Origin of the sequence: Rhodococcus sp. AG1013 (assembly GCF_003350365.1) — a bacterium.
GTDB lineage: Bacteria > Actinomycetota > Actinomycetes > Mycobacteriales > Mycobacteriaceae > Prescottella.
Genome location: NZ_QQAT01000009.1, coordinates 76,056 through 100,927 on the forward strand (window position 1 = coordinate 76,056; position 24,872 = coordinate 100,927).

The window sequence follows — 24,872 nt, forward strand, 5'->3', positions numbered from 1 at the left end:
GGGATACGCTTGCCCGCGTGAGTTCGAAGCTGGCCGTGGTGACGGTGACCTACTCGCCCGGCGAGCATCTGGAGCATTTCCTCGACACGTTGGCCGATGCGACGGTCGAAAACCCGCAGGTCATCCTGGCCGACAACGGGTCGACCGACGGGGCGCCCGAGGCCGCTGCGGCGGCTCACGATCACGTCCGACTGCTCCGCACCGGCGGCAACATCGGGTACGGCGGTGCGATCAATCGCGCCGTCGCCGAGATCGACCCCGACATCGAGTTCGTCGTCGTCGTCAATCCCGATGTGCGCTGGTCGCCCGGCGCGATCGACGAACTGCTCGCCGCGGCAGCGCGCTGGCCGCGGGCCGGTGCCCTCGGGCCGATGGTCCGCGAACCCGACGGCAGCATGTACCCCTCGGCCCGTCGCGTGCCCGATCTGATCTCCGGTGCCGGCCACGCCGTCCTCGGTTCCGTGTGGCCGTCCAACCCGTGGACGCAGCGGTACCTCCAGGAGAACGAGACCATCACCGAGCGTCCCGCCGGGTGGTTGTCCGGCTCGTGCCTGCTGCTGCGCCGGGTCGCGTTCGACTCGATCGACGGCTTCGACTCCCGCTACTTCATGTACATGGAGGATGTGGACCTCGGTGACCGGCTCGGTAAGGCGGGCTGGCTCAACGTCTTCGTGCCGTCGGCCGAGGTGACCCATGCCAAGGGCCATGCCGCGGGCCGGCATCCCGAGTTGATGCTGCCCGCCCATCATCAGAGCGCCTACCGCTTCCAGGCCGATCGCCACCCCGCGTGGTGGCAGGCCCCGCTGCGGTGGGCTCTGCGGGGTGGACTCGCCTTGCGTTCGAAGCTCGCGGTCGCGGCAGCGGTTCGGGAGCGCCGGGAAGACGAGCGCAAGCAGAACGAGCGTCGAGAGATCGAGATTGAGGGGAAAGCATGACAACTGCTTCGGCGACCGATGCCGTCATTCTGGTCGGGGGTCAGGGGACCCGGCTGCGTCCGCTGACGCTGTCCGCCCCCAAGCCCATGCTCCCCACTGCCGGGGTGCCGTTCCTCACGCACCTGTTGGCCCGGATCAAGCAGGCCGGGATCACGCACGTCGTGCTGGGCACGTCGTTCAAGGCCGAGGTGTTCGAGGAGCATTTCGGTGACGGCAGCGACCTGGGACTCGAGATCGAGTACGTCACCGAGGTCGAGCCGATGGGTACCGGCGGCGGCATCCGCAACGTGCTGCCGAGCCTGCGTGCGGACAACATCATGGTCTTCAACGGTGACGTCCTGGGCGGCACCGATCTCGGCGCGGTGCTCGACACCCATCACCGGACCAACGCCGATGTGACGCTGCACCTCGTGCGGGTCGGCGATCCGCGAGCGTTCGGTTGCGTGCCCACCGACGACGACGGCAGGGTCAAGGCGTTCCTGGAGAAGACCCAGGATCCGCCGACCGACCAGATCAATGCCGGCTGCTACGTTTTCCGCCGCGAGATCATCGAGAAGATCCCGTCGGATCGCCCGGTGTCGGTCGAGCGTGAGGTGTTTCCGGCCCTGCTGGCCGACGGGGCCCGCGTGTTCGGTCACGTCGACACGTCGTACTGGCGTGATATGGGTACCCCCGACGACTTCGTCCGCGGCTCCGCGGACCTGGTGCGCGGCATCGCGCCGTCGCCGGCACTCGAGGGTCCGCGCGGCGAGTCGCTGGTCCATCCCGGCGCGGGTGTCGCACCGGGCGCGCTGCTGATCGGCGGCACCGTCGTGGGGCGGGGCGCCGAGGTGGGCGCGGGCGCCCGACTCGACGGCGCGGTGCTGTTCGACGGCGCCCAGGTGGAGGCCGGTGCCGTGGTCGAGCGGTCGATCATCGGTTTCGGCGCCCGTATCGGTCCGCGCGCGTTGATCCGCGACGCCGTGATCGGCGACGGCGCGGATGTCGGTGCGCGGTGCGAACTGATCGGCGGGGCGCGAGTGTGGCCCGGCGTCAAGCTGCCCGACGGCGGAGTGCGCTTCAGCACCGACGTGTGATTCGGCGACGTGTGATTCGGCACTGAGCCGGCTTCCTTAGTCTTGCTACTGAAATACTGGGAGCATGATGTCGCAGGAACCCGTCTTCCACAGGTACGTCGCCCTCGGTGACTCGTTCACCGAGGGTGTCGGCGACCCCGACGCCACCCGACCGAACGGCCTGCGCGGCTGGGCGGACCGGGTGGCCGAGGAGCTCGCCCGGCGCAGCGCCGACTTCGGCTACGCCAATCTCGCGATCCGGGGGCGGCTGCTCGGCCCGATCGTCGACGAACAGCTCGACGCCGCGGTCGCGCTCGAACCCGATCTGGTGACGATCTACGCGGGTGGCAACGACCTGATGCGCCCCAAGATCGACCTCGACGCCCTCGTCGCGCGGTACGACGACGCGATCGGCAAGCTGACCGCGACCGGCGCGACCGTGCTGGTGTGGACCGCGTACGACGCGGGCTGGTCTGCGGTGTTCTCGAAGATCCGTGGCCGCTCGGCCGTCTACAACGAACTGGTCCGTGAGGTCGCGGATCGGCACGGCGCGAAGCTCGTCGACTTCTGGCGCTTCGACGAGTACCAGGATCTGCGGATGTGGGACTGGGACCGGCTGCACATGTCCACGCCGGGCCACCAGAACATGGCGATCCGGGTGCTCGAGACGCTCGGCGTCGAGCACCACATCGTGATGGATCCGCTGGGTCCCGATCTGCCCACCGACAAGGCCTCCCAGCGTCGCGCCGATCTCGAGTGGACCAGGGGATTCCTGATTCCGTGGATCGGGCGGCGCGTCCGTGGCACGTCGTCGGGCGACGGCGTCAGCGCCAAGCGGCCCGCGCTCGCGCCCATTCGCTAGCGGATACCGACCGACGAGAGAAGGCCGACCGGGAATCTCGGTCGGCCTTCTCTCATGTCAGGTCCGTCAGTCGGTACCGAGGTTGCGGGTCGAGGAGATCGCAACCAGGCCGATCAGGCCGACCAACGCGAAGGCGTAGAAGCCCCACGGCACCGCGTATCCGGCGCCGAGCAGCGCGCCGCCGAGGATCGGGCCGCAGATCGCGCCGACGCGTCCGACGCCGGCCGACCAGCCCAGCGCGGTCGCGCGGATGTTCGCGGGATGGTTGGCGCTGGTGAAGGCGTACACGAGAACCTGGGCGCTGAACACGAAGCAGCCGGCCAGGAACACCATCACGTAGATGCCGCCGGCGACGTCGATGCTGAGCAGCGCGAGGAAGATGGCAGCGCCGGTGAACCACACGATGGCCGCGGTGCGGGGGCCGACCTTGTCGGCGACGCGGCCCGCGATGAGCAGGCCGACGACGGCGCCGGCGTTGAGGATCAGCAGGAAGGTCAGGGCCGCGCCCAGCTCGTAGCCGGCCTCACGCATGATCGTCGGCAGCCAGGTGTTGAGGCCGTACACCAGCAGCAGACCCATGAACGACGTGACCCAGATGGCGATGCTGTTCCGCAGGAACTTGGGCGAGAAGAGCGTCTTCACGGGATCGGTGGCCGTGGCGACGGGCGCGTCGGCGGCCGTCGCGGCCTCGAGCGCGAGACCGTACTGTGCCGCGATGGCCTCGGCTTCCTCGCGGCGGCCCTTGGACAGCAGGTACGAGGGCGACTCCGGCAGGTACTTGATCATCAGCGGGATCAGCACGATGGCCGGTGCCGCGCCGACGACGAACATCGAGTGCCAGCCGAACGGGTCGATGAGCACGAGGGCCAGGGCCGCGGTGGCGACGGCGCCGACGTGGTACCCGGTCATCAGCATCGTGGACGCGGATCCGCCACCCTGCTTCTTGGAGAACTCGTTGACCAGTGCCAGGGCGGTCGGCAGTGCGCCACCCAGTCCGACGCCCGCGAGGAAGCGGAGCAGACCGAAGATGAACGGATTCGGGGCGACCGCGCACAGCAGGGTCAGGATCGAGAACGCCGCGACGGCGTAGATCAGTGCCCGGCGCCGTCCGATGACGTCGGTGAGGGTGCCGATGACGAGCGCGCCGATCGTCATGCCGACGAGCCCGAACGTCGAGATTGTCGTGATCGCGCTCGTGCTCAGGTTCCAGTCGCCGTACTCGCGCAGCGAGGGGATGACTGCACCCAGGACCACGAGATCGAATCCGTCGAGAAGGACGGCGATCCAACACAGTGGGGCGACCCACATCGCGGCGCGACCGCGTGTCGCGGGTCGTTCGATGGTGCTCATTCGATCTCCAGAAGCCAAGGTGTTCGCAATACGAACCACCGTTCAATTTCAGAACTCGGCCATTGTTTGGTGGGTCACATGTGAATGTCAAGCCACGAACCGGTGGGTTGGTGGCCCCGTCGGCGTGTGGTCCGGCCACACTGGACAGGTGATCGACGAAGGCGAGATCGACCGCAGCATGCTCGGTCGGGCGTTCCGAATACTGAATTCCTTCTCTGTGGATCGACCGCGGATGACGCAGTCCGACCTGAGTCGGCGAACCGGTCTGCCGTTGCCGACCGTGCACCGGTTGTGCATCCAATTGGCGGACAACGGCGCGCTCGAACGCGCTGCCGACGGCAGCTACGAGATCGGTGTCCGGTTGTGGGAGATCGGCGCCCTCGCGCCCGGGGCGCACGGGCTCCGGCAGGTGGCGATGCCCTACCTCGAGGACCTCTACGAGGCCACGCACGAGAACGTCCAACTGATCGTCCGCGAGGGCCTCGAGGCGCTCTATATCGAGCGACTTTCCGCACGTGGGGCGGTCGCTGTGGTCGGGCGCGCGGGCGGTCGGCTGCCGCTGCACGCATCGAGTGGCGGGCTGGTTCTGCTCGCGCACGGTGGGACGGAACTCCTCGGTGAGGTGCTCGCTGCCGGGCTCGAGCGATTCACGCCCAACACCATCACCACCGAGCATCGACTGCGATCCACCCTCGATCAGATCCGCCGCAAGGGTTTCGTCGTGTGCCGCGAGCACCTCAACATCGGCACGCTCGCGGTCGCCGCTCCGGTCTTCAGGGCCGGCGGGGAGGTGGCCGCGTCGATCTCCGTCGTGGTGGCCGCGTCGGCGGATCCGACCCCTCTCATCCCCGCGTTGCGGGCCGCCGCGCGAGGCGTCTCACGCGGCCTGGCGTGACCGAGATCTCTCCGACCCCACGGGATTGGTCTTTCGCTGAGTGAAAGTCGAGGTGTTGCCGCGGATCGGCCGCGGGAACAGTGGTGGCCATCACGATCTACCGAGGAGTAACCGTATGACCCACTCGAGCACTCAGGTCGGCATCGTCGGCGCCGGCCCGGCCGGACTGATGCTGTCCCACCTCCTGCACCTTCGCGGCATCGAGTCCGTCGTTCTCGAGGCGCGCACCCGGGAAGAGGTGGAGGGCACCATCCGTGCCGGTGTGCTCGAGCAGAACACCGTCGACCTGATGACCGCGACCGGTCTCGGCGACCGGCTGAAGGCCGAGGGCCTCGAGCACCACGGCATCGAACTGCGCTTCGGCGGCCGCGGCCACCGGATCGCGTTCGACGAACTCACCGACGGACGCGCGGTCACGGTCTACCCGCAGCACGAGGTCCTCAAGGACCTCATCGCCAAGCGCATCGCGGACGGGGGCGAAATCCGGTTCGGCGTCTCCGACGTCGAGGTCCACGACCACACCACCGACAACCCGTACATCACCTACACCGACGCGGACGGCAGTGAGCAGAAGCTCGGGTGTGCGCTCGTCGGCGGCTGCGACGGCTCGCGCACCAAGACCCGCAAGCTGATCCCCGAGCCGTCCATCCGCCAGGACCACTTCCGCCAGTACCCGTTCGCGTGGTTCGGCATCCTCGCCGAGGCGCCGCCGTCGTCCGAGGAACTGATCTACGCCAACCACCCGCGCGGATTCGCGCTCATCAGCACCCGCACCCAGGAGGTCCAGCGCCACTACCTCCAGGTGGATCCGGACGATTCGGTGGACAACTGGTCCGACGACCGCATCTGGTCGGAGTTGCACGCCCGCGTCGACGGTGAGGGTGCGGAGATCAAGGACGGCAAGATCTTCGAGAAGTCGATCCTGCAGTTCCGCAGCTTCGTGTGCGAGCCGATGCAGCACGGCAACCTGTTCCTCGCGGGCGACGCCGCCCACACCGTGCCGCCGACCGGTGCCAAGGGCCTCAACCTCGCCGTCGCCGACGTGTACGAGCTGTCGAAGGGCATGGCCGAGTTCTTCGAGACCGGCAACCGCGGTCGGATCGACCGCTACACCGAGACGGTGCTGCCGCGGATCTGGCGCACGCAGCACTTCTCGTGGTGGATGTCCTCGATGCTGCACCGCCTGCCCGACGCGTCCGGCTTCGACCACAAGCGTCAGGTCGCCGAACTCGACATGGTGACCCGCTCGGTCGCCGGTCGCACGCTGATCGCCGAGAACTACGTGGGCACCCCGCTGGGCTGATTCGCACGGCAGCGATGCGCCGCCCCGAAACCCGGGGCGGCGCATTTCTCGCTGTCCGGGAAAGCCGTGATGTGGTGGAGTCGACGTTCCGTAGGTTCGGAAATTGCAGCACCGCACCACCTACAGAAGAGGCTTTCCATGAAGATCCTGATCGTCGGCGGCACCGGCATGATCGGTGCCCACGCGGCACTTCACCTCCGCGAGCAGGGCAACGACGTCACCGTCGCCGCGCGTAACCCGCTCGCTGACGACTCACCGGTGCGCGAGTTCCCGGTGCTGCTCGGCGACTACACCGAACAGACCTTCACCGCCGCGCAGTTGGCGCCCTTCGAGGGCATCGTCTTCGCGGCGGGCCAGGACATCCGGCACATGGGTCGGGTCGCAGATGCCGCTGCCGAGGACGAGTTCTGGGAGAAGACCCAGACCGGCGGCGTGCCGCGGTTCGCCGCGCTGGCCAAGGAGGCCGGCGTCGCCCGGTTCGTCCAGGTGGGCAGCTACTACCACCACCTGCGGCCGGAGTACGCCGAGACGATGCCGTACGTCGCGGCGCGCCAGGCGGCCGACGAGGGCGCCCGCGCGCTGGCCGACGACAACTTCAACGTCTCGACCCTGAACCCGCCGTCGATCCTCGGCGCGATCAGCGGGGTGTCGGCCAAGCGCTACCGCAAGCTGTTCTCGTGGGCGGCCGGCAACGAGCCGCAGATTCCGGACTTCGCGCCCGCGGGCGGCACCAACTATCTGTCGGCGGGCTCGCTCGCCGAGGCGATCTGGGGTGCGCTGCAGCGCGCCGAGTCGGGCAAGGCGTACCTGATCGGCGACCAGAACCTCACCTTCCGTGAGTACTTCCAGTTGCTCGTCGACGCCGCCGGTGGCGACCGGGTCATCGAGGAGCGCGACGAGGAGCATCCGCTGCTGCCCGACAGCTTCATCGTGCAGGGCCGCGGCAACGTCATCTCGTACGAACCGGCCGCCGCCGACGTCGAACTGCTGGCCTACACGCGGAACGACTGCGCGCGGGCGATCGCCGAGATGCACGACATCGTGAAGGCCGCGACTGCGGGCTGACATACGCGAAAGGGCCGGTTCCACCGAATGATTCGGTGGAACCGGCCCTTTGTCGTACTCAGGTCGTACTCGGGTCAGGCTCGGGTCAGCCCAGGCGCTCGAACACCGCGGCCAGGCCCTGGCCGCCGCCGATGCACATGGTCTCGAGGCCGTAGCGGGCCTCGCGACGGTCCATCTCGCGCAGCAGCGTCGCGAGGATGCGGGCGCCGGTGGCGCCGACGGGGTGGCCCAGCGAGATGCCGGAGCCGTTGGGGTTGAGGCGCGGGTCGTCGGGCTCGAGACCCCACGTGCGGGTCACCGCGAGAGCCTGTGCGGCGAACGCCTCGTTGAGTTCGATGACGCCCATGTCGGCCAGCGACAGACCGAGCCGCGAGAGGGCCTTCTCGGTGGACGGCACCGGGCCGATGCCCATCGTGCGCGGCGGCACACCGGCGACGGCCCAGCTGGCGAGCCGGGCGAGCGGACGCAGGCCGAGGGCGTTCGCCTTCTCCGGCGTGGTGACGATGGCGATGGCGGCGCCGTCGTTCTGGCCGCTGGCGTTGCCGGCGGTGACGGTGGACTGGGGGTCGAACTTGCCGCGGATCGGGCGCAGCTTCGCGAGCGACTCGACGCTGGTGTCGGCGCGCGGGTGCTCGTCGGTGTCGACGACCAGCGGATCGCCCTTGCGCTGCGGCACCGACACGGGGACGATCTCCTGCGCGAAGATGCCGCCGCGCTGTGCGGCGACGGCGCGCTGGTGCGACTGGACGGCGAGGGCGTCCTGGTCCTCGCGGCTGATGGAGAACTCGGCGCGCAGGTTCTCGGCGGTCTCGATCATGCCGCCGGGCACCGGGTAGTTGCGGCCGCCGGCGGTGACGCGGGCGCGGGCGAGGCGGTCGTTGAGGGCGAGGGATTCGCCGCGGACGCCGTACCGCATGCCGGTGGCGTAGAACTCGGCCTGGCTCATCGACTCGACGCCGCCGGCGAGGACGAGGTCGCTGCCGCCGGACTGCACCTGCATCACTGCCTGAATGATCGCCTGCAGGCCGGAGCCGCAGCGGCGGTCCACCTGCAGACCCGGAACGTCCACGCCCAGTCCGGCATTGAGGGCCGCGATGCGGCCGATGGCCGGGGCCTCGCCACCGGGGGAGGCCTGGCCGAGGATCACGTCGTCGATGTCGGCACCGGAGATGCCGGTGCGGGTGACCAGTTCGGTGATGACGGTGGCCGCGAGATCCTCGGGGGCGACGTCGCGGAAGACGCCGCCGAATCGGCCGACGGGGGTGCGGAGCGGTTCGCAGATGACTGCGTCAGACATGTCGTTTTCCTTGGTGCGGTGATGATTGAGTCTGGGTGCGGGCGAGGTCGGCCGAGATGGCCTCTGCGGTCGCGACGGCGGCGGGGACGAGCGTGGCGTACACCGCCTCGGTCGAGTAGCGCGCGGCCTGCGTCGAGATGTTCACTGCGGCGACCACGGCGCCCGACCGATCGCGGATCGGTGCGGCGAGGGAACGCAGGCCCTCCTCGAGTTCCTGGTCGACCACGCAGTAGCCGTCGGCCCGGATCTTGTCGAGTTCGGCGCGCAACGCATCGGGGGTGGCGATGGTGCGGCCGGTGAGCGGGGTCAGGTCGACGCGGTCCAGGTAGGCGTCGAGGTCGGCGGGTTCGAGCCCGGCCAACAGGACGCGGCCCATCGACGTCGCGAACGCGGGGAACCGGGTCCCGATCGTGATGGACACCGTCATGATGCGGCTGACCGGCCGGCGCGCGACGTACACGACGTCGCCGTCGTCGAGGATCGACACCGACGTCGACTCGTGGACCTGGTTCGACAGCGATTCGAGGTGCGGTCGGGCGATGTCGGGCAGAGACAGGCTCGACAGGTAGCTGTAGCCGAGTTCGAGGACCCGGGGGGTCAGCCAGAACACCGAGCCGTCGGTGCGGACGTAGCCGAGTTCGACCAGGGTGAGCAGGAACCGACGAGCCGTCGCGCGGGTGAGATCGGTGGCCCGGGCGACGTCGCTGAGCGTGCGCTGCGGGTTCTCGGCGTCGAACGCCCGGATGACGGACAGGCCGCGTGCGAGCGACTGCACGTAATCCGTCGAGGCCGCGGTCGGTTCGGTCGCGCTCGAGTTGCTCCCGCTCGAGTTGCTCCCGCTCGAGTTGCTCCCGCTCGAGTTGCTCACTGTCAGGTACTCCCCTCGGTGGCACCCGCCAGGTCGGCGAGGGCCTGCTTGCCGAGCGCGAAGGCCCGGTTGCTGTTCGGCACACCCGCGTACACCGCGGTATGGAGGAATACTTCCACGAGCAGGTCCGGGTCCATGCCCGCGCGCAGCGCGGCCCGGATGTGCATGTCGAGTTCGTGTTCGTTGCCGACCGCGGTGAGGATCGCCATCGTCAGCAGGCGGCGGGTGGGGTGGTCGAGGCCGTCGCGGGCCCAGATGTCGCCCCACGCGGTGCGGGTGATGAAGTCCTGGAACGGGTCGGTGAACGCGGTGCTGCCCGCGATCGCGCGGTCCACGTGCGCGTCGCCGAGGACCGAGCGGCGCACCGACATTCCGACGTCGTGCACCGCGCGGCGGGCCACACCCACCGGCGTCGAGCCCGCGACGTGCGCCTCGATCAGCCGGGTCACGGCGCCGGCCTGCTCGACGTTCGCGAGATGCGCGCCGGGGGACACGACGTGGAGTTCGGCACCGGCGATGCCGTCGGCGATCGACTGCAGCGCCGACGGCGGCGTCGGGCCGTCCTGCTCCGCGGCGATCACGAGCGTGGGCGCGACGATCCGGGCGAGGTCGGCGCGGCCGTCCCACGAGGACAGCGCCTCGCAGCACGCGGCGTAGCCCTCGTTCGTGGTACCGGAGACCATCGTGACGTGGCGGGACACGAGCTCCGGATCACGCTGCGCCAGTTCGGGGGTGAACCAGCGTCCGACGACGGACTCGGCGATGGATGCGACGCCGTCGGCGCGGACGGCGGCCGCGCGATCGAGCCACGGCTGGGCCGGGGCGAACTGCGCGGCCGTGCACATCACCGTGAGCGTCTGTACGCGCTGCGGGTGGTGCGCCGCCAGCCACTGTCCGACGGCCCCGCCGAGGGACAGGCCCACGAAGTGCACCGCGTCCAGGCCGAGCGTGTCGAGCAGTGCGATGACGTCGCCGCCGAGATCGGCCATCGTGTACGGGCCCGCGGGAGCGGGGGAGCCGCCGTGGCCGCGGTGGTCGACCGCGATCACGTGGGCGCGGCTCGACAGCGCACGGATCTGGGGATCCCACATGTGCAGGTCCGAGCCCAGCGAACCGAGCAGCAGGACCGGCGGGGCGGCGGGGTCGCCGTGTAGTTCGTAGTGCAGGGCGCAGGGCCCGTCCTGGGTCATACGAGTCCTCCGAAGGTTCGGTCGGTCTGTGTGGTCCGGGCGGCGAGCGCACGGTCGACGAGGTCGCCGGCGTGGCCGAGGTAGTTCGACGGATCCAGCAGGTCGCGCAGTTCGTCGGCGGACAGGTGGGCCGTGATCTGGGGCGCCCGGTCGAGCGGGACTCCGGAAGCCGCTGCGGCGGTGACGATGTCGCGCGCCGAGTCGGTGTGCGCGGACAGTGCTCCGGTGACCCGTTCGGCGAGGATGAGCCCGCCGGTGATATCGAGGTTGCGTGCCATCGCGGCGCCGTGGACGCGTAGTCCGCCGAGGCTCGCGGCCAGCCGGTGCGCCGCCCCGCCGGTGAGGCGCAGCAGATCGGTGAGCGTCTCCCATTCGGCGTGCCACGCGCCCGCGGCCCGCGCGAACTCGTGGTCCATGGACGACAGGACCGTCGCGACCAGTCCCGGCACCCGCCGGGCGGCGGCGCGAGCCGTGATCGCGGCGACCGGGTTCTGCTTGTGCGGCATGGCCGACGAGCCTCCCGGTGCGTCCTCGGCGACCTCGCCGAACTCGGTCGAGGCCATCGCGGTGATATCGGTGGCGGGCTTGGAGATCGCTCCCGCGGCGACGCCGAGCGCGGACGCCAGGGCAGCGATCGGGGTCCGGGTGGTGTGCCACGGAACGACCTGCCGCGCCAGGCCCAGTTCGTCCGCGAGGGCCTCGGCCATCGCGAGACCGTGGGGGTGGACGGCCGCGAGAGTGCCCGCCGCACCGCCGAACTGGACGGGCAGCGCGGACAGGGCGCGCTCGAGCTGCGCGGTCGCGTCGTCGAGGCCGGTGAACCAGGACACCGCGAGCGCGCCGAACGTGGTCGGCAGGGCCTGCTGCCCGAGCGTGCGCGCCACCATCGGGGTGTCGCGGTGCGCTCGCGCGAGTTCGGCACCGGCGTTCGCCGCCGCCTGCAGATCGGCGAGCACCCGACGGCCCGCCCTGCGCGACAACAGCATCAGCGCCGAGTCCATGACGTCCTGGCTGGTGGCGCCCACGTGCACGGCCGAGGCCGGAACCCCCTCGGCGGCACAGGCCGCCCGGAGGAGGCGGACCAGTGGGATCACGGGATTGCCGCCGGCGGCGGATCTGCGGCCGAGGTCGGCGATGTCGATCCCGTCCGGCGCGCCGAGCGCCGCGGCGACGGAGGTGACCGTCGCCGCGTGCTCGGCCGACACCAGTCCGACGGTCGCGGCCGCCCGGGTCAGGGCGGCCTCGACCTGGAGCAGCGCCACAACCCAGGCGTGGTCCGAGATCTCCTCGGCGAGAGCGGGCTCGCCGCCGGCGCCGAAGAGAGGATCGAACAGTTCACCGCGGGTGTGGGTCACGAAATGCTCCTGGTCACAGCTCGAAGAACGGCGTCTCGACGCCGTCGGGATCGCTGTCCTGAACATAGACCGTGAGGCTGTAGCCGTCGTCGGTCTTGCGCGCGATCAGCTTCGGCCGCTGCGACTCGGGCAGTGACTTCAGGACCGGGTCGACGGCGTGCGCGTCGGTGTCCTCCGGGAAGTACAGCCGGGTGTACAGGCGCTCGAGCATGCCGCGGGCGAACACGCCCACGTTGACGTGCGGGGCCTCGACGGTGTCGTTCTCGGCGGGCAGCGGTCCCGGCTTGACGGTGTGGATCGCGGCGGTGCCGGTTTCGTCGGCCCCGGCACGGCCGAAGCCCCGAAATCCCGCCGGAACCGGCTCGGCAGCGCCGCGCGGATCGTCGGCGTGGGCGAAGCGGCCCACGGCGTCGGCCTGCCAGGTCTCGATCATCGCGTCGGCGACCGGCACGCGATCACCGTCGATGACGGTGATGCGCAGCGTGATCCGGCCGGGTGCGCCCTCGGGCGCGGCGTCCGGGCCGTCCGCCCACGGGAGACCGATGTGCCAGTACGGGCCCACCGTCTGCGACGGGGTGACGCCGAACTCGGCGGTGGTGAAGTCGCCCGGGGTGACGTCGTAGATCGGTGCGGTGTTCTTGGGGGCGGTGTCAGTCATCGTGATCCTCGTCGTCCTCGAACGGGGTGGCGTCGCGTCCGCGCAGGACGATGTCGAAACGGAAGCCCAGGGCCCAGTCGGCCACGGTCGCGTCGTAGTCGAAGACGCTGACCATCCGGTGCCGGGCGGCGGCGGGGACCGCGTTGTAGATCGGGTCCTGGAAGAACAGCGGATCGTCCGGGAAGTACATCTGCGTCACGAGGCGCTGCGTGAACGCCTGACCGAACAGCGAGAAGTGGATGTGCGACGGCCGCCACGCGTTGTCGTGGTTGCGCCAGGGGTACGCGCCCGGCTTGATCGTGGTGAAGGTGTAGTGGCCGTCGGCGTCGGTGACGCAGCGGCCGATGCCGTCGAAGTGGGGGTCGAGCGGCGCGGGCCAGTTGTCGCCGATGTGCCGGTAGCGGCCGCCCGCGTTGGCCTGCCACACCTCGAGCAGCGTGTTCGGGACGGGCTTGCCGTTGCTGTCGAGCACCCGACCGTGCACGACGATCCGCTGGCCCTGGGCCTCGCCGCCGTTCGCGATCGTCAGGTCGGCGTCGCCGGGCTGCACGCGGTCCTCGCCGAACACCGGTCCGGTGAGCTCGCCCAGTCGCTGCGGTAGCAGCTTCAGCGGCTGCCGGGGGCTGCGGAGCCCGGTGGTCTTGTAGTCCGCGAAGTCCGGCGGGGCATTCACGCCGGTGCTGACCGGCCGATATTGCGGGGGCAGATGAAGCATGTGACGACCTCGTAGTGGGGGCGGTGGGTGAGGGGGAATCGAGATTGTTCGCTAGGTGGACATCAGGACGCTATGCGAACACGCTAGTGGCTTTCTGTGGCGCAATCAATGATCCGCCACGCTCGTGTTCGTTATGCGGACAGTGGTTCACAATACGCACGAGTCGTCGTATGCTGGCCTGCATGATGGACAAAGTCATTGCCACAGCGGCCGAGGCCGTCGCAGACGTGCCGGACGGCGCGACGATCGCCGTCGGTGGATTCGGTCTGGTCGGAGTGCCGGAGATCCTCATCAACGCGCTGCTGGAGCAGGGCGCCACGGATCTCGAGACGGTGAGCAACAACTGTGGCACCGACGGCTTCGGCCTCGGTGTGCTGCTCGAGAAGGGCCGTATCCGCCGGACCATCAGCTCGTACGTGGGCGACAACAAGGAGTTCGCGAGGCAGTACCTCTCGGGCGAGCTCGAGGTGGAGCTGACGCCGCAGGGCACGCTCGCCGAGCGGCTGCGCGCCGGCGGCGCCGGCATCCCCGCGTTCTTCACCCCGGCCGGCGTCGGCACCCAGGTCGCCGAGGGCGGGCTGCCCCGCCGCTACGACGGCAACGGCGGGATCGCCGTCGCGAGCCCGGTCAAGGAGACCCGCGAGTTCGACGGGCAGACCTACGTGATGGAACGCGGCATCGCCGCCGACTACGCCCTCGTCCACGCATGGAAGGGCGACCGCCACGGCAACCTCGTGTTCCGCCGCAGCGCCCGCAACTTCAACCCCCCGGCCGCCGCGTCGGGCCGGATCACCATCGCGCAGGTCGAGCACCTCGTCGAGCCCGGCGAGCTGGACCCGGACCAGATCCACACCCCGGGCATCCACGTGCAGCGCGTCGTGCACGTGGGCAAGGTCACTGTCGGAATCGAGAAGCGAACGGTACGAGCATGACTCAGGCTATTGCGCAGAAGCTGACCCGCGAGCAGATGGCGGCGCGGGTCGCCCAGGAACTCGCCGACGGCCAGTACGTCAACCTCGGCATCGGCATGCCGACGCTGGTGCCGAACTACATCCCCGAGGACATCACCGTCGTCCTGCACTCCGAGAACGGTGTGCTCGGCGTGGGGCCGTACCCCACCGAGGACGAACTGGACCCCGAGCTCATCAACGCCGGCAAGGAGACCATCACGGTCCTGCCGGGCGCGTCGTACTTCGACTCGTCGCAGTCGTTCGGCATGATCCGCGGCGGTCAGGTGGACGTCGCCGTCCTCGGCGCGATGCAGGTCAGCGCCAAGGGTGATCTCGCCAACTGGATGATCCCCGGCCACATGGTCAAGGGCATGGGCGGCGCGATGGACCTCGTCCACGGCGCCAAGCGCGTCATCGTGATGATGGAGCACGTGTCCAAGAAGGGCGAGTCGAAGATCCTCGACGAATGCACCCTGCCGCTCACCGGCAAGGCGTGCGTGCAGCGGATCATCACCGACATGGCCGTCCTCGACGTCACCGACGAGGGCCTGCGCCTGGTCGAGACCGCCCCCGGCATCAGCGTCGACGAAGTCGTCGCCGCGACCGCCGCGAAGCTGCTGGTCTAGCTTCACCGCCGGCCGGCGGACGGGCTCAACGCCCGTCCGCCAACCGGACCAGGTGGTCGATCGTCTCCTTCTCGGCCCCCTCGGGCAGGTCGGCCACCGGCCACCACCGCAGATCCTGCGACTCGTCGCTGATCACGGCCGGCACCGCCGAGGCGGGCCCGGGCGCCCGGACCAGGAACCGCAGGTCCAGGTGGCGCGTCGGAACACCCAGCGAGCACGTGATGGGGTGCGTGTGCGCCGACAGCAACCGCGGATCGATCCGTAGCCCCTCGATCCCCGACTCCTCGCGTGCCTCCCGCAGCGCCGAGTCGACGACGGTGCCGTCCCCGGGCTCGCAGTGCCCGCCCAGCTGGATCCACCGGCCCACCCTCGGGTGCAGCGTCAGCAGGACGTGGGAGCCGTCCTCGTCCAACACCAGCGACGAGGCCGTGATGTGCCCGGGCACATGCGAACGCAGGCAACCGTCGGGTGCGGAATCGAGGAACGCGAGCATCGTGTGCCGCAGCGACTCCGCATCGTCGGAATCGGTGTCCCAGTTCCAGAGTGAGTCCACCGCCGACGCGTGCAGTGACTGTGCCGACATCTACAGCTCCAGCAGCGCGTCGCCGGGCGCGACGGGGTCGCGCGGCGTGAGCGCCTCGAGGGGATGTCCGACGGCGATCGCACCCAGCGGCTGCCAGTCGTCCGGCAGACCGAGCTCGGTCCGGACCGTGTCGGCCGCGAAGATCGTCGACCCGATCCAGCAGCTCCCGACGCCGCGGGTCGCGAGCGAGACGAGCAGACCCTGCACGGCCGCGCCGACCGCGACGGTGAACATCGTCGACTCGGCCCGGGTGCGCCGCTCATCCGGGTAGTCGTGCGCACCGTCCGGCACACAGAACGGGATCACGACCTCGGGGGCGCGGAAGAGGATGTCGCCCCGGCCCACTCGACGCTCGATCCGCTCGGCGCTCATCCCGTCGGCGGCGAGGTCGTCCCGCCAGCGCTGCTGCATGGCGTCGAGCACACGCTTGCGGGTCTCGGGTGTGCGCAGCCACACGAACCGTACCGGACGCGTGTGATGCGGCGCGGGCGCCGTGAGTGCCTCGGCGACCGACTCGCGCAGCACCTCGGGGTCCACCGGCTCCTCGGAGAACGCGCGCACCGACCGTCGCAGCAGCAGTGCCTCGCGGCGGCCCTGTTCCATCGACTCCTCAGTGCCGAGCCAGAACAGGTCCTCCGGACCGCGGCGGATCAGCTTGTCGGCGACGGAACCGTCGTCGTCGAGCCTGATCCCACGGACCACCGCGACCGGCATGCCGCCGAGCTTGCCTTTCACGAGGTCGCCCGCGGCCGCGATCTCGTCGGCCACCGCGACCTCGGTGACCATCAATTCGTTGCCCTGACCGTCGACCGCGCCGGCATACGCGTGCAGGACCGGGACTCCCGACGCGCCGATCGCGACGTCGATCTGGCCGATCCGCCACGCGCGACCCATCGTGTCCGTCACGACCACCGCGACGTCGACACCGAGGCGGTCCCGGATCTGCTCGCGCAGCCTCCGGGCGCTTCCGTCCGGATCCTCCGGCAGCAGGGCGAGTTCCGCGCCGTCGACGTTCGATCCGTCGATCCCCGACGCGGCCTGCACGATGCCCAACCGGTTCTCGGTGATGAGCGTGCGTCCCTTGCGGGCCACCACCCGCACCGCCTCCTGGTCGACCAGACGTCGACGCGCGGCGTCTCGTTCCTCGGGGTCGGTGGGCGACGCGACGATCCGGCCCTCGACCTTCGAGAAGACCTTGCTCGTGACGACGAGGACATCGCCGTCGGCCAGCCACGGTGCCGCGCCGACGATCGCCGCGGCCAGGTCGTCGCCCGGACGGAACTCGGGCAGCCCGGGGACCGGCAGGATCTCGATCGCGCGCCCCGCCCCGTGATCACGCACCGTCACGAGTTCACTACCGCGACACTCGTCGTTCACAAGTTCACTCCGGCCAGGTCGAATGCGGCACGGACCATCTCGGCGGTCGCATCGGGATCGGTCATGAGCAGCGGGACGCTGCGCACCTCGACACCGGGCACGTCGGCCTCGTCGGTGGAGTGGATCAGCCAGCCGTCGAGGATGCCCGTGCCGGACCGCGCGCCGTAGTGGCGGCCGATCGCCTCCGCCGAGGTCTCGACTCCGATCACCTCGAGGCACTCATCGGCCATGCCGCGCAACGGCTTTCCGCCGATGATGGGGGAGAGGCCGACAACCTTGGCCTTCGTGGTCCGCAGCGCGCCGCGGATGCCGGGCACCGCCAGGATGGCGCCGATGCTGACGACCGGATTCGACGGTGCGAGCAGCACGACGTCCGCGGACTCGATCGCCTCGAGGACTCCGGGAGCCGGTTTCGCCTGTTCCGCACCGACATACGCGAAACTGTGCGTGGGAACCTGTGCGCGGTAACGGACCCACCATTCCTGGAAGTGGATCGCTCGCTGCTGCTCGCCGGTGGGGTTTTCGGGATCGGTTACGACGACATGTGTTTCGCTGCGATCGTCCGACACGGGCAACAGGGCCACGCCGGGCTTCCAGCGGTTGCACAGGGCCTCGGTGACCGCCGAGAGCGGGTAGCCGGCGCGCAGCATCTGACTGCGGATGAGGTGTGTCGCGATGTCCCGGTCGCCCAGGCCGAACCAATCCGGCTGCGCACCGTACGCCGCGAGTTCCTCTTTCGCATTCCAAGTTTCGCCGATGTGGCCCCATCCGCGCTCGGGATCGATGCCGCCGCCGAGGGTGTACATGCAGGTGTCGAGGTCCGGGCAGATGCGCAGGCCGTGCATCCACACGTCGTCTCCGACATTGACCACCGCGGTGATCCGATGGTCGTTCGCAGGGCCGGAATTCGCGTCTCCGGTGTCGAGGCCGCCGAGCAGACTTCGAACTCCCTGGAGGAAACGGGCCCCTCCGACGCCGCCAACCAATACAGTCACGTTCACAACTCGAAGCCTATGCGGTCCCGCCGCGTGCTGGTCGACGCCGTCTCATCGGCCGGGTTGTACCACGCTGTGCGACGGGCGGCGGATGGTAAACGACTTTTCGGTTTCAGCTTGACCCGACACGCCAGGGCATGTCTAATCACATGTATGTCATTCCAAGTTCGAGGGGCGAGTTCACTTGGAGCGGCCCTCGACTCGAACCATCGTTCGGGCGGTTGTCAGGACGGGTGTCGGGGTGGGAACGACAGCACGGAATTCGAGATCAATCGACATTTTCTGCGCTAATACAGGTGAGGAGGCGGAGCGATGCCCTATCAGCAATACGAGTTCGAAACTCCTCTGAGCGTGGTCGGCGACGAACCGCGGACCGATTCCGAAGCGGGCGCAGCAGTAGGCGTCAGCTACGACGAGTTCGAGCTCGGAGTGACAGTGCCGCAGCTCAGTCTGATCCCAGGTTTCGACGAGATGTTCGACTCCATCGAGGATCAGTGGCAGGACCGCGCGCTGTGCGCGCAGACCGATCCCGAGGCGTTCTTCCCTGAAAAGGGTGGATCCACCCGCGAGGCCAAGCGCATCTGCATGGGGTGCGAGGTGCGCGGGGAATGCCTCGAGTACGCGCTCGCCAATGACGAGCGATTCGGCATCTGGGGTGGGCTCTCCGAGCGGGAGCGCCGGCGCCTCAAGCGCGGAATCGTCTAGTTCGTCACTACTCGTCGGCCTCCGGGAGATCGGGGTCGACAACGTCGGGGTCGACCCCGAGATACGTCGACACCTGCTCCACGAGCACGTCGTGAACCAGATCCTCGAGGTCGTGAGGATCCTTGGCGCGCAACTCGATCGGGCGCCGGAACAGCACGATACGTGCCCGCGTCGCGGTCCCGTGACGATCGATGCCGGCCGGAATGAGCCGCGACAGCGGCACCGGACCGTCCGCCACCACCTCCGGCGGCCAGTTCACCGAATCCGGATCGATCGCGCGTATCCGTGGCACGTCGTCCACCGCAATGTCGAGCTTCGTCAAGCGATCGTGCCAACGCGCGTCGATGGGCTCGAACGCGCCCAGAACCAGCTGATCGAACTTCTCTGCGCGCGTCCGCGCCGCCGGTAGATCCGGCGGAAACAATGGACCGCGGATTCCGCGACCTCGCCGCGCGACCGAACGTGACGTCAGCGGGCGGGGACGACGAGCTCTGGCCATGAAGGGGACATTACAGCGGTGCCCCGACATCCCCACCGCGTCACGTTCCGGCCCGCCCTCCGCATCACGTCTCGGTCGCGTCGGTGTGTCCGAGTAGGCCAACCGGACACATGGGGTTAGTCTCCTTCCTTGTGAGATCACTGCGTCGATGCTGCCGGCCTGGGTGCAAGAACCCTGCTGTCGCGACCTTGACGTACGTCTACTCCGATTCGACCGCTGTGGTCGGCCCGTTGGCCACCGTCGCCGAGCCCCATTCGTGGGATCTGTGCGAGACCCACGCATCGCGGATAACCGCCCCCAAGGGCTGGGAACTCGTGCGGTACGAGGGCGGATTCTCCTCCAGCACACCCGACGAGGACGACCTCACCGCGCTTGCGGAAGCGGTCCGGGAGGCCGGCCTCGGCGAGCGTCCCCGCAACGACGGATCCGCATCCGATTCGCGCTCCGGCGCAGCCTCTCCGTCGGCACCGCCCACCGCCCGCACCGGGCGTCGCGGGCACCTCCGGGTCTTACCCGACCCCGCGAACTGATCGGTTCTATCGGGGCTTCGGCCCGTGCCTGATCTGTCCTTTTCCTGCTCGACCTCGGCCGACGTATCCGGACATCTCGCTCAGGAAGCGCGGTTGGCCTGCTCCCCACTAGGCTCTGTGGGACGGCCAAGTCGAACCAACTCGGTCGGCGAACAAACCTCAGTGGACGAACTATGTGTCGCATCTACGAAAAGCAGGAGTAACCAGAAGTGGCTCGATCTGTCGAATCCGTGAATGCCGTGATCAAGGCCTACGACGTCCGTGGCGTCGTGGGAGAACAGATCGATACAGACTTCGTGCGTGACGTGGGCGCCTCGTTCGCCCGACTGGTGCGTGACGAGCAGTCCGGTGCCGAGGCCGTGACCCGGGTCGCGATCGGCCACGACATGCGTGAGTCGTCACCCGAACTGTCCCGTGCCTTCGCGGAAGGCGTCGTTGCGCAGGGCCTCGACGTGATCCACATCGGCCTGGCGTCCACCGACCAGCTGTACTTCGCGTCCGGAATCCTCGACTGCCCGGGTGCGATGTTCACCGCGAGCCACAACCCCGCCAAGTACAACGGCATCAAGCTGTGCCGCGCCGGTGCCAAGCCCGTCGGCCAGGACACCGGCCTCGGCGTGATCACGCGCGAGGTCGCCGAGGGCGTCCCCGCGTACGACGGTCCGGTCGGACAGGTCTCCGAGGAGGAGCTCCTCGACCAGTACGCCAGTTTTGTCCGCGGCCTGGTCGACCTTGCCGAGCTGCGGCCGCTGAAGATCGCCGTCGACGCCGGCAACGGCATGGGCGGACACACCGTCCCGGCCGTCTTCGGGCCGATGCCCGTCACCGTGCTTCCGCTGTACTTCGAGCTCGACGGCAGCTTCCCCAACCACGAGGCCAACCCCCTCGATCCCGCCAACCTGGTGGATCTGCAGGAACACGTGCGTGCCACGGGCGCGGACATCGGTCTGGCCTTCGACGGCGACGCCGACCGCTGCTTCGTCGTCGACGAGAAGGGCAACCCGGTCTCGCCGTCCGCGGTGACCGCGCTCGTCGCCGACCGCGAGCTCGCGAAGGAGCCCGGGGCCACGGTGATCCACAACCTGATCACGTCCCGTTTCGTGCCGGAACTGGTCGAGAAGCTCGGCGGCACCGCCGTGCGCACCCGCGTCGGTCACTCCTTCATCAAGCAGCAGATGGCCGAGACGGGTGCGGTGTTCGGCGGCGAGCACTCCGCCCACTACTACTTCCGTGACTTCTGGGGCGCCGATTCGGGCATGCTGGCGGCCCTGCACGTACTGGCGGCCCTCGGCGAACAGGATCGTCCGCTGTCGGAGCTGATGCAGTCGTACGAGGCCTACGCCGCGTCCGGGGAGATCAACTCGACGGTCGCCGACGCCGCCGAACGGACGGCCGCCGTCGTCGACCTCTTCGCGGACCGGACCGTCTCCGTCGATCGCCTGGACGGCGTCACGGTCGACCTCGGCGACGGGGCATGGTTCAACCTGCGCGCGTCCAACACCGAGCCGCTGCTGCGCCTCAACGTCGAGGCGCGCACGTCGGCCGATGTCGACGCTCTCGTTGCCGAGATCCTCGGAGCAGTCCGCGCCTAGTCATCGAATTGCTGGGATACTCGAGGCACCTGATCTCGTCGGGGAACAGGGACTCGGGGAAAGGGAGGTGAGTTCGTGATGACAGCTCCGTCGTCTCTGCTCGATCTCGATGACGCCGATGCTCTGCTGGCCGCCGACGTCGACGGCGTGCTCCGTTTCGCCGCGCTCGGCGGCGCTCAGATTCGTGCCACCCAAGCCGCCGTCGAGGAGGACGGGCTGGTCAGGCTGCGCGGCCTGCAGCCGCGCAGCATCGTGTTCGTCACCGGTGACGGAAGTGCGTCGCGGGCCGCCGAGATCGTCGTGGCGGCCCTCGGCGGCCGGACCGGCATGCCGCTGGTCGTCAGCGTCGGTGCGCCGCCGTGGGTCGGGCCACTCGACGTCCTGGTCGTCGCCGGTGACGATGCCGGCGATCCACGGCTCGTCGAGTCCGTGGACAGTGCGTTGCGCCGAGGCGCGGAAGTGGTCGTCGCCGCACCCGACGAGGGCCCCCTCCGTGCCGCCGGCGCGGGTCGTGCGACGGTCCTCCCGCCGCGGATCGCGGTTCCGGATCATCATGGCCTGCTGCGGTACCTCGCAGCGTTCCTCGCGGTGCTGATCGCGGTCGAGGGGGAACGGACCGCCAAGGTGTGCCCCGACCTGGGTCGGCTCGCGGACGCGGTCGACGAGGAGGCACTCCGCGACCACCCCCGCAACGAGGTCTTCCACAATCCGGCCAAATCCCTGGCGGCGCGCATGCAGGGCCGCCGGGTGGTCTTCAGCGGCGACACCCGCGCCACCACCCACCTCGCGCGCCACGGGAGCGAGACCCTGCTCCGCATGGGTGCGGGCGTGGCCGCGGCTGCGGAGCTGGCCGACGTCGTCTCCGGGGTGCGGAAGTTCTCGGCGGCGAATCCGGCTGCACCGGCCGGATACGACCCGTTCTTCCACGACGATCAGCTCGACGGCCCGCCACCGGGCGCGCCGCTGCGGGTGCTGGTGTTCGCCGCGGAGGCGAATCGGCCGCTCGTCGAGCGTCGCGTCGCGGCACTGCCGGATGTCGACCTCGTCGTCGCGGAATCGGAAGCGGCGACGGCCGGTCCCCGATACGACGCGCCGCCCGGATCACCGGCCGATTCCCCGGCGGTGTCCGCGACTCGGACGGAGATCGAGCAGATAGCAGTACTCGTCGGTCGGCTCGAGATGAGCGCGGCCTACCTACGTTTGATCGGTGGTAACTAGTGCGCCAACTCGAAGGTGCGCTCCGGTCCTACGCCTGGGGGTCACGGACCGCGCTCGCGGAACTGTGCGGACGTCCGAGCCCCAGCGCACATCCGGAGGCAGAACTGTGGCTGGGAGCGCATCCCGGTGATCCCGCGCGAGTGATCGAGGACGGCGACAGCCGTTCCTTGCGCGACGTCGTCGACGACAACCCGGCCCGGGAACTGGGCGAGCGGAGCATCGCTGCGTTCGGGGAGCGGCTGCCCTTCCTGCTCAAGGTGCTCGCCGCCGACGAGCCGTTGTCCTTGCAGGCTCACCCGAGCGCCGAGCAGGCCCGCGAGGGCTTCGCGCGCGAGGAGGCGTCCGGTATCCCCGTCGACTCGGCGGAACGGAACTACCGCGACGCGAGCCACAAGCCCGAACTCGTCGTGGCGCTCACCCGGTTCGAGGCGCTCGCCGGCTTCCGTGATCCACACCGGACGGTGCGCCTGCTGAGCGCCCTGAACGTGCCGGAGCTCGAGCCCTACGCGGGTTTGCTCGCCGGGCAGCCCGACCCGGACGGCCTGCGGGCCCTGTTCACGACGTGGATCACGTTGCCGCCGCACGCGCTCGCGGCCCTGCTGCCGGCGGTGCTCGACGGGTGCGTCGCGTACCTGTCGGCCACGGGGTCGGGGACGGCGGAGTTCGCACAGGAGGCGCGGACGGCGCTGGAGCTGAGCGAGGGCTATCCCGGGGACGCGGGGGTCATGGCGTCCCTGCTGCTCAACCGGGTGACCCTCGAGCCGGGGCAGGGACTCTTCCTGGACGCCGGCAACCTCCACGCCTACCTGCACGGGACCGCGGTGGAGATCATGGCGAACTCCGACAACGTGCTGCGCGGTGGCCTCACGCCCAAGCACGTCGACGTCCCGGAACTGTTGCGGGTGTTGGATTTCGAGTCGGTGGACGTTCCCGTTCTGACGTCGGTCGCGACCGGCCGGGTGGGGGAGTCGACGTACCGGACGCCGGCCCCGGAGTTCGTACTGTCCCGGATCGACCTCGATGCGTCGGGGGCGGGTCCGGACGCGGCCACCATGGTCGAACCGGACGGTCCGCAGATCCTGCTGTGCACGTCGGGTGCCGCGAAACTGGAGTGCGATTCGCAGTCGCTGATGCTCGAGCGGGGTGCAGCCGCGTGGATCTCCGCGTCGGACAACGCGGTTCACATTCAGGCATGTGCCGACGACACCCAGATCTTCCGTGCTGCCGTCGGCGATGTGACCCACTGAGTGCCCGTAGCGTGTGATCCACTCGAATTCGACGAGAGGAGAAGCCGGTGACGGCTCACGGGGGCAAGAAGGCGATCCTCGCGGCACTGACCGCGAATGCGGGAATCGCGGTCGCCAAGTTCACCGGCTTCCTCATCACGGGGTCGTCGTCGATGCTGGCCGAATCGGTTCACTCGGTCGCCGATACGTCCAATCAGGGGCTGCTGCTGTTCGGTCAGAACCGTGCCGAGAAGCAGGCCGACCAGCTCCACCAGTTCGGCTACGGGCGCAACCGGTACTTCTACTCGTTCGTCGTGGCGCTCGTGCTGTTCACCCTCGGTTCGCTGTTCGCGATCTACGAGGGCATCCACAAGATCCAGCACCCGGAGGGCCTGTCGTCGCCGATGGTGGCGATCGTGATCCTGCTGGTCGCGATCGGACTCGAGTCGTACAGCTTCCTCACCGCGGTCAAGGAATCCCGCCCGCTGAAGGGGAAGGCGACCTGGTGGGGTTTCATCCGCACGTCGCGCACCCCCGAACTGCCGGTCGTACTGCTCGAGGACACCGGTGCCCTCATCGGTCTGGTTCTCGCGCTCGGCGGCGTCGGGTTGACGATGGCCACCGGCGATCCGGTGTGGGACGGCGTCGGCACCCTCTGCATCGGTGCCCTGCTGGGCATCATCGCGATCGTGCTCATCATCGAGATGAAGAGCCTGCTGATCGGTGAGGGCGCGACGCAGGACGAGGAGAACCGGATCCTGTCAGCGCTCGTCGACGGTGTCCGGATCGATCGTGTGATCCACTGCCGGACCCAGTATCTGGGGCCCGAGGAGATCCTGGTCGCGGCCAAGGTCGCGATCACGCCGGGCGCCGACATCGAGGACGTCGCGACCGCGATCGACGAGGCCGAAGCACGGGTACGGGCCGCGGTTCCGGCCGCTCGCCTGATCTATCTCGAACCCGACCTGTACCGCGCCACCGCGGGGTAGCCGATCCGGAAACCGTGCTGCGGTCCGCGTCCGG

General features: G+C 69.3%; 25 protein-coding genes. 14 read left to right on the forward strand and 11 right to left on the reverse strand.

Annotated elements, in window-relative coordinates; genetic code table 11:
- Positions 1-17: 17 nt before the first annotated feature.
- The 3 genes from DEU38_RS13370 to DEU38_RS13380 all read left to right on the forward strand — a co-directional run bounded on the left by DEU38_RS13370 (position 18) and on the right by DEU38_RS13380 (position 2,852).
- On the forward strand, positions 18-935 hold the full coding sequence (locus DEU38_RS13370; RefSeq protein ID WP_114721900.1) for a glycosyltransferase family 2 protein: 918 nt from the start codon (positions 18-20) through the stop codon (positions 933-935).
- A complete protein-coding gene (locus tag DEU38_RS13375) occupies positions 932-2,011 on the forward strand; it encodes a sugar phosphate nucleotidyltransferase (protein WP_114721901.1) in 1,080 nt (359 codons plus the stop codon). Before DEU38_RS13370 ends, DEU38_RS13375 begins: the two co-directional genes overlap by 4 nt.
- A 64-nt stretch (positions 2,012-2,075) precedes the next feature.
- Positions 2,076-2,852 carry an SGNH/GDSL hydrolase family protein gene (locus tag DEU38_RS13380; RefSeq protein ID WP_114721902.1) on the forward strand — a complete coding sequence of 259 codons (777 nt, stop codon included), beginning with the start codon at positions 2,076-2,078 and terminating at the stop codon, positions 2,850-2,852.
- Positions 2,853-2,918: 66 nt separating this feature from the next.
- Here the strand turns inward: DEU38_RS13380 and DEU38_RS13385 are convergent, their stop codons facing one another.
- Positions 2,919-4,202 (reverse strand): aromatic acid/H+ symport family MFS transporter, encoded by a 1,284-nt coding sequence (locus DEU38_RS13385; RefSeq protein WP_114721903.1) that lies wholly within the window; start codon positions 4,200-4,202, stop codon positions 2,919-2,921.
- A 178-nt stretch (positions 4,203-4,380) separates the two neighbouring features.
- On the opposite strand from DEU38_RS13385, the gene DEU38_RS13390 reads away from it, so the two are divergent.
- The 3 genes from DEU38_RS13390 to DEU38_RS13400 all read left to right on the forward strand — a co-directional run bounded on the left by DEU38_RS13390 (position 4,381) and on the right by DEU38_RS13400 (position 7,465).
- On the forward strand, positions 4,381-5,097 hold the full coding sequence (locus DEU38_RS13390; protein WP_114722006.1) for an IclR family transcriptional regulator: 717 nt from the start codon (positions 4,381-4,383) through the stop codon (positions 5,095-5,097).
- A 115-nt stretch (positions 5,098-5,212) separates the two neighbouring features.
- On the forward strand, positions 5,213-6,400 hold the full coding sequence (locus DEU38_RS13395) for a 4-hydroxybenzoate 3-monooxygenase (RefSeq protein WP_114721904.1): 1,188 nt from the start codon (positions 5,213-5,215) through the stop codon (positions 6,398-6,400).
- A 138-nt stretch (positions 6,401-6,538) separates the two neighbouring features.
- Positions 6,539-7,465, forward strand: coding sequence for an NAD(P)-dependent oxidoreductase (locus DEU38_RS13400; RefSeq protein WP_114721905.1), 927 nt, complete (start codon positions 6,539-6,541; stop codon positions 7,463-7,465).
- A gap of 85 nt (positions 7,466-7,550) precedes the next feature.
- Here the strand turns inward: DEU38_RS13400 and DEU38_RS13405 are convergent, their stop codons facing one another.
- The 6 genes from DEU38_RS13405 to pcaH all read right to left on the reverse strand — a co-directional run bounded on the left by DEU38_RS13405 (position 7,551) and on the right by pcaH (position 13,548).
- Positions 7,551-8,762, reverse strand: coding sequence for an acetyl-CoA C-acetyltransferase (locus DEU38_RS13405; protein WP_114721906.1), 1,212 nt, complete (start codon positions 8,760-8,762; stop codon positions 7,551-7,553).
- Positions 8,755-9,537 carry an IclR family transcriptional regulator C-terminal domain-containing protein gene (locus DEU38_RS13410; RefSeq protein WP_254623022.1) on the reverse strand — a complete coding sequence of 261 codons (783 nt, stop codon included), beginning with the start codon at positions 9,535-9,537 and terminating at the stop codon, positions 8,755-8,757. Before DEU38_RS13410 ends, DEU38_RS13405 begins: the two co-directional genes overlap by 8 nt.
- Positions 9,538-9,632: 95 nt before the next feature.
- The gene (pcaD, locus tag DEU38_RS13415) at positions 9,633-10,820 is read right to left on the reverse strand and encodes a 3-oxoadipate enol-lactonase (protein WP_114721908.1); all 1,188 of its coding nucleotides are present in this window, start codon (positions 10,818-10,820) and stop codon (positions 9,633-9,635) included.
- Entirely contained in the window at positions 10,817-12,175 is a 1,359-nt protein-coding gene (gene pcaB, locus DEU38_RS13420) for a 3-carboxy-cis,cis-muconate cycloisomerase (protein WP_114721909.1), read from the reverse strand. The genes pcaD and pcaB overlap by 4 nt, the downstream gene beginning before the upstream one ends.
- 13 nt (positions 12,176-12,188) lie before the next feature.
- Positions 12,189-12,833: a protocatechuate 3,4-dioxygenase subunit alpha gene (pcaG, locus tag DEU38_RS13425; protein WP_114721910.1), complete on the reverse strand. Its 645-nt coding sequence runs from the start codon at positions 12,831-12,833 to the stop codon at positions 12,189-12,191.
- The gene (gene pcaH / locus DEU38_RS13430; protein ID WP_114721911.1) at positions 12,826-13,548 is read right to left on the reverse strand and encodes a protocatechuate 3,4-dioxygenase subunit beta; all 723 of its coding nucleotides are present in this window, start codon (positions 13,546-13,548) and stop codon (positions 12,826-12,828) included. Before pcaH ends, pcaG begins: the two co-directional genes overlap by 8 nt.
- Before the next feature lie 185 nt (positions 13,549-13,733).
- On the opposite strand from pcaH, the gene DEU38_RS13435 reads away from it, so the two are divergent.
- Together DEU38_RS13435 and DEU38_RS13440 are read left to right on the forward strand one after the other, a co-directional pair.
- Complete coding sequence (locus DEU38_RS13435; protein WP_114722007.1) at positions 13,734-14,480, forward strand: CoA transferase subunit A; 747 nt, start codon at positions 13,734-13,736, stop codon at positions 14,478-14,480.
- Entirely contained in the window at positions 14,477-15,124 is a 648-nt protein-coding gene (locus tag DEU38_RS13440) for a CoA transferase subunit B (protein ID WP_114721912.1), read from the forward strand. The genes DEU38_RS13435 and DEU38_RS13440 overlap by 4 nt, the downstream gene beginning before the upstream one ends.
- A 25-nt stretch (positions 15,125-15,149) precedes the next feature.
- Here DEU38_RS13440 and DEU38_RS13445 read toward each other — a convergent pair whose 3' ends face one another.
- Genes DEU38_RS13445 through cofD form a run of 3 tightly spaced genes read right to left on the reverse strand, consistent with a single transcriptional unit; the run spans position 15,150 to position 18,085 of the window.
- A complete protein-coding gene (locus DEU38_RS13445; RefSeq protein WP_114721913.1) occupies positions 15,150-15,707 on the reverse strand; it encodes an NUDIX hydrolase in 558 nt (185 codons plus the stop codon).
- Positions 15,708-17,084: a coenzyme F420-0:L-glutamate ligase gene (locus DEU38_RS13450; protein WP_258557877.1), complete on the reverse strand. Its 1,377-nt coding sequence runs from the start codon at positions 17,082-17,084 to the stop codon at positions 15,708-15,710.
- Complete coding sequence (cofD, locus tag DEU38_RS13455) at positions 17,081-18,085, reverse strand: 2-phospho-L-lactate transferase (protein ID WP_114721914.1); 1,005 nt, start codon at positions 18,083-18,085, stop codon at positions 17,081-17,083. Before cofD ends, DEU38_RS13450 begins: the two co-directional genes overlap by 4 nt.
- A gap of 465 nt (positions 18,086-18,550) precedes the next feature.
- Between cofD and DEU38_RS28460 the strand changes: the two genes are divergently transcribed.
- Entirely contained in the window at positions 18,551-18,784 is a 234-nt protein-coding gene (locus DEU38_RS28460) for a WhiB family transcriptional regulator (RefSeq protein ID WP_174914882.1), read from the forward strand.
- 7 nt (positions 18,785-18,791) lie between these two features.
- Here the strand turns inward: DEU38_RS28460 and DEU38_RS13465 are convergent, their stop codons facing one another.
- Positions 18,792-19,283 (reverse strand): metallopeptidase family protein, encoded by a 492-nt coding sequence (locus DEU38_RS13465; protein WP_114721916.1) that lies wholly within the window; start codon positions 19,281-19,283, stop codon positions 18,792-18,794.
- 131 nt (positions 19,284-19,414) lie between these two features.
- Here DEU38_RS13465 and DEU38_RS13470 point away from each other — a divergent pair, with 131 nt between their 5' ends.
- From DEU38_RS13470 to DEU38_RS13490, 5 genes are all read left to right on the forward strand, one after another.
- Positions 19,415-19,813 carry a DUF3499 domain-containing protein gene (locus DEU38_RS13470; protein WP_114721917.1) on the forward strand — a complete coding sequence of 133 codons (399 nt, stop codon included), beginning with the start codon at positions 19,415-19,417 and terminating at the stop codon, positions 19,811-19,813.
- Positions 19,814-20,022: 209 nt separating this feature from the next.
- Positions 20,023-21,405 carry a phosphomannomutase/phosphoglucomutase gene (locus DEU38_RS13475; RefSeq protein WP_114721918.1) on the forward strand — a complete coding sequence of 461 codons (1,383 nt, stop codon included), beginning with the start codon at positions 20,023-20,025 and terminating at the stop codon, positions 21,403-21,405.
- Between the two features lie 78 nt (positions 21,406-21,483).
- Complete coding sequence (locus tag DEU38_RS13480; protein WP_114721919.1) at positions 21,484-22,623, forward strand: tobH protein; 1,140 nt, start codon at positions 21,484-21,486, stop codon at positions 22,621-22,623.
- Complete coding sequence (manA, locus tag DEU38_RS13485; protein ID WP_114721920.1) at positions 22,623-23,870, forward strand: mannose-6-phosphate isomerase, class I; 1,248 nt, start codon at positions 22,623-22,625, stop codon at positions 23,868-23,870. The genes DEU38_RS13480 and manA overlap by 1 nt, the downstream gene beginning before the upstream one ends.
- A 47-nt stretch (positions 23,871-23,917) precedes the next feature.
- Positions 23,918-24,838: a cation diffusion facilitator family transporter gene (locus tag DEU38_RS13490; RefSeq protein ID WP_114721921.1), complete on the forward strand. Its 921-nt coding sequence runs from the start codon at positions 23,918-23,920 to the stop codon at positions 24,836-24,838.
- The last annotated feature ends 34 nt before the right edge of the window (positions 24,839-24,872 follow it).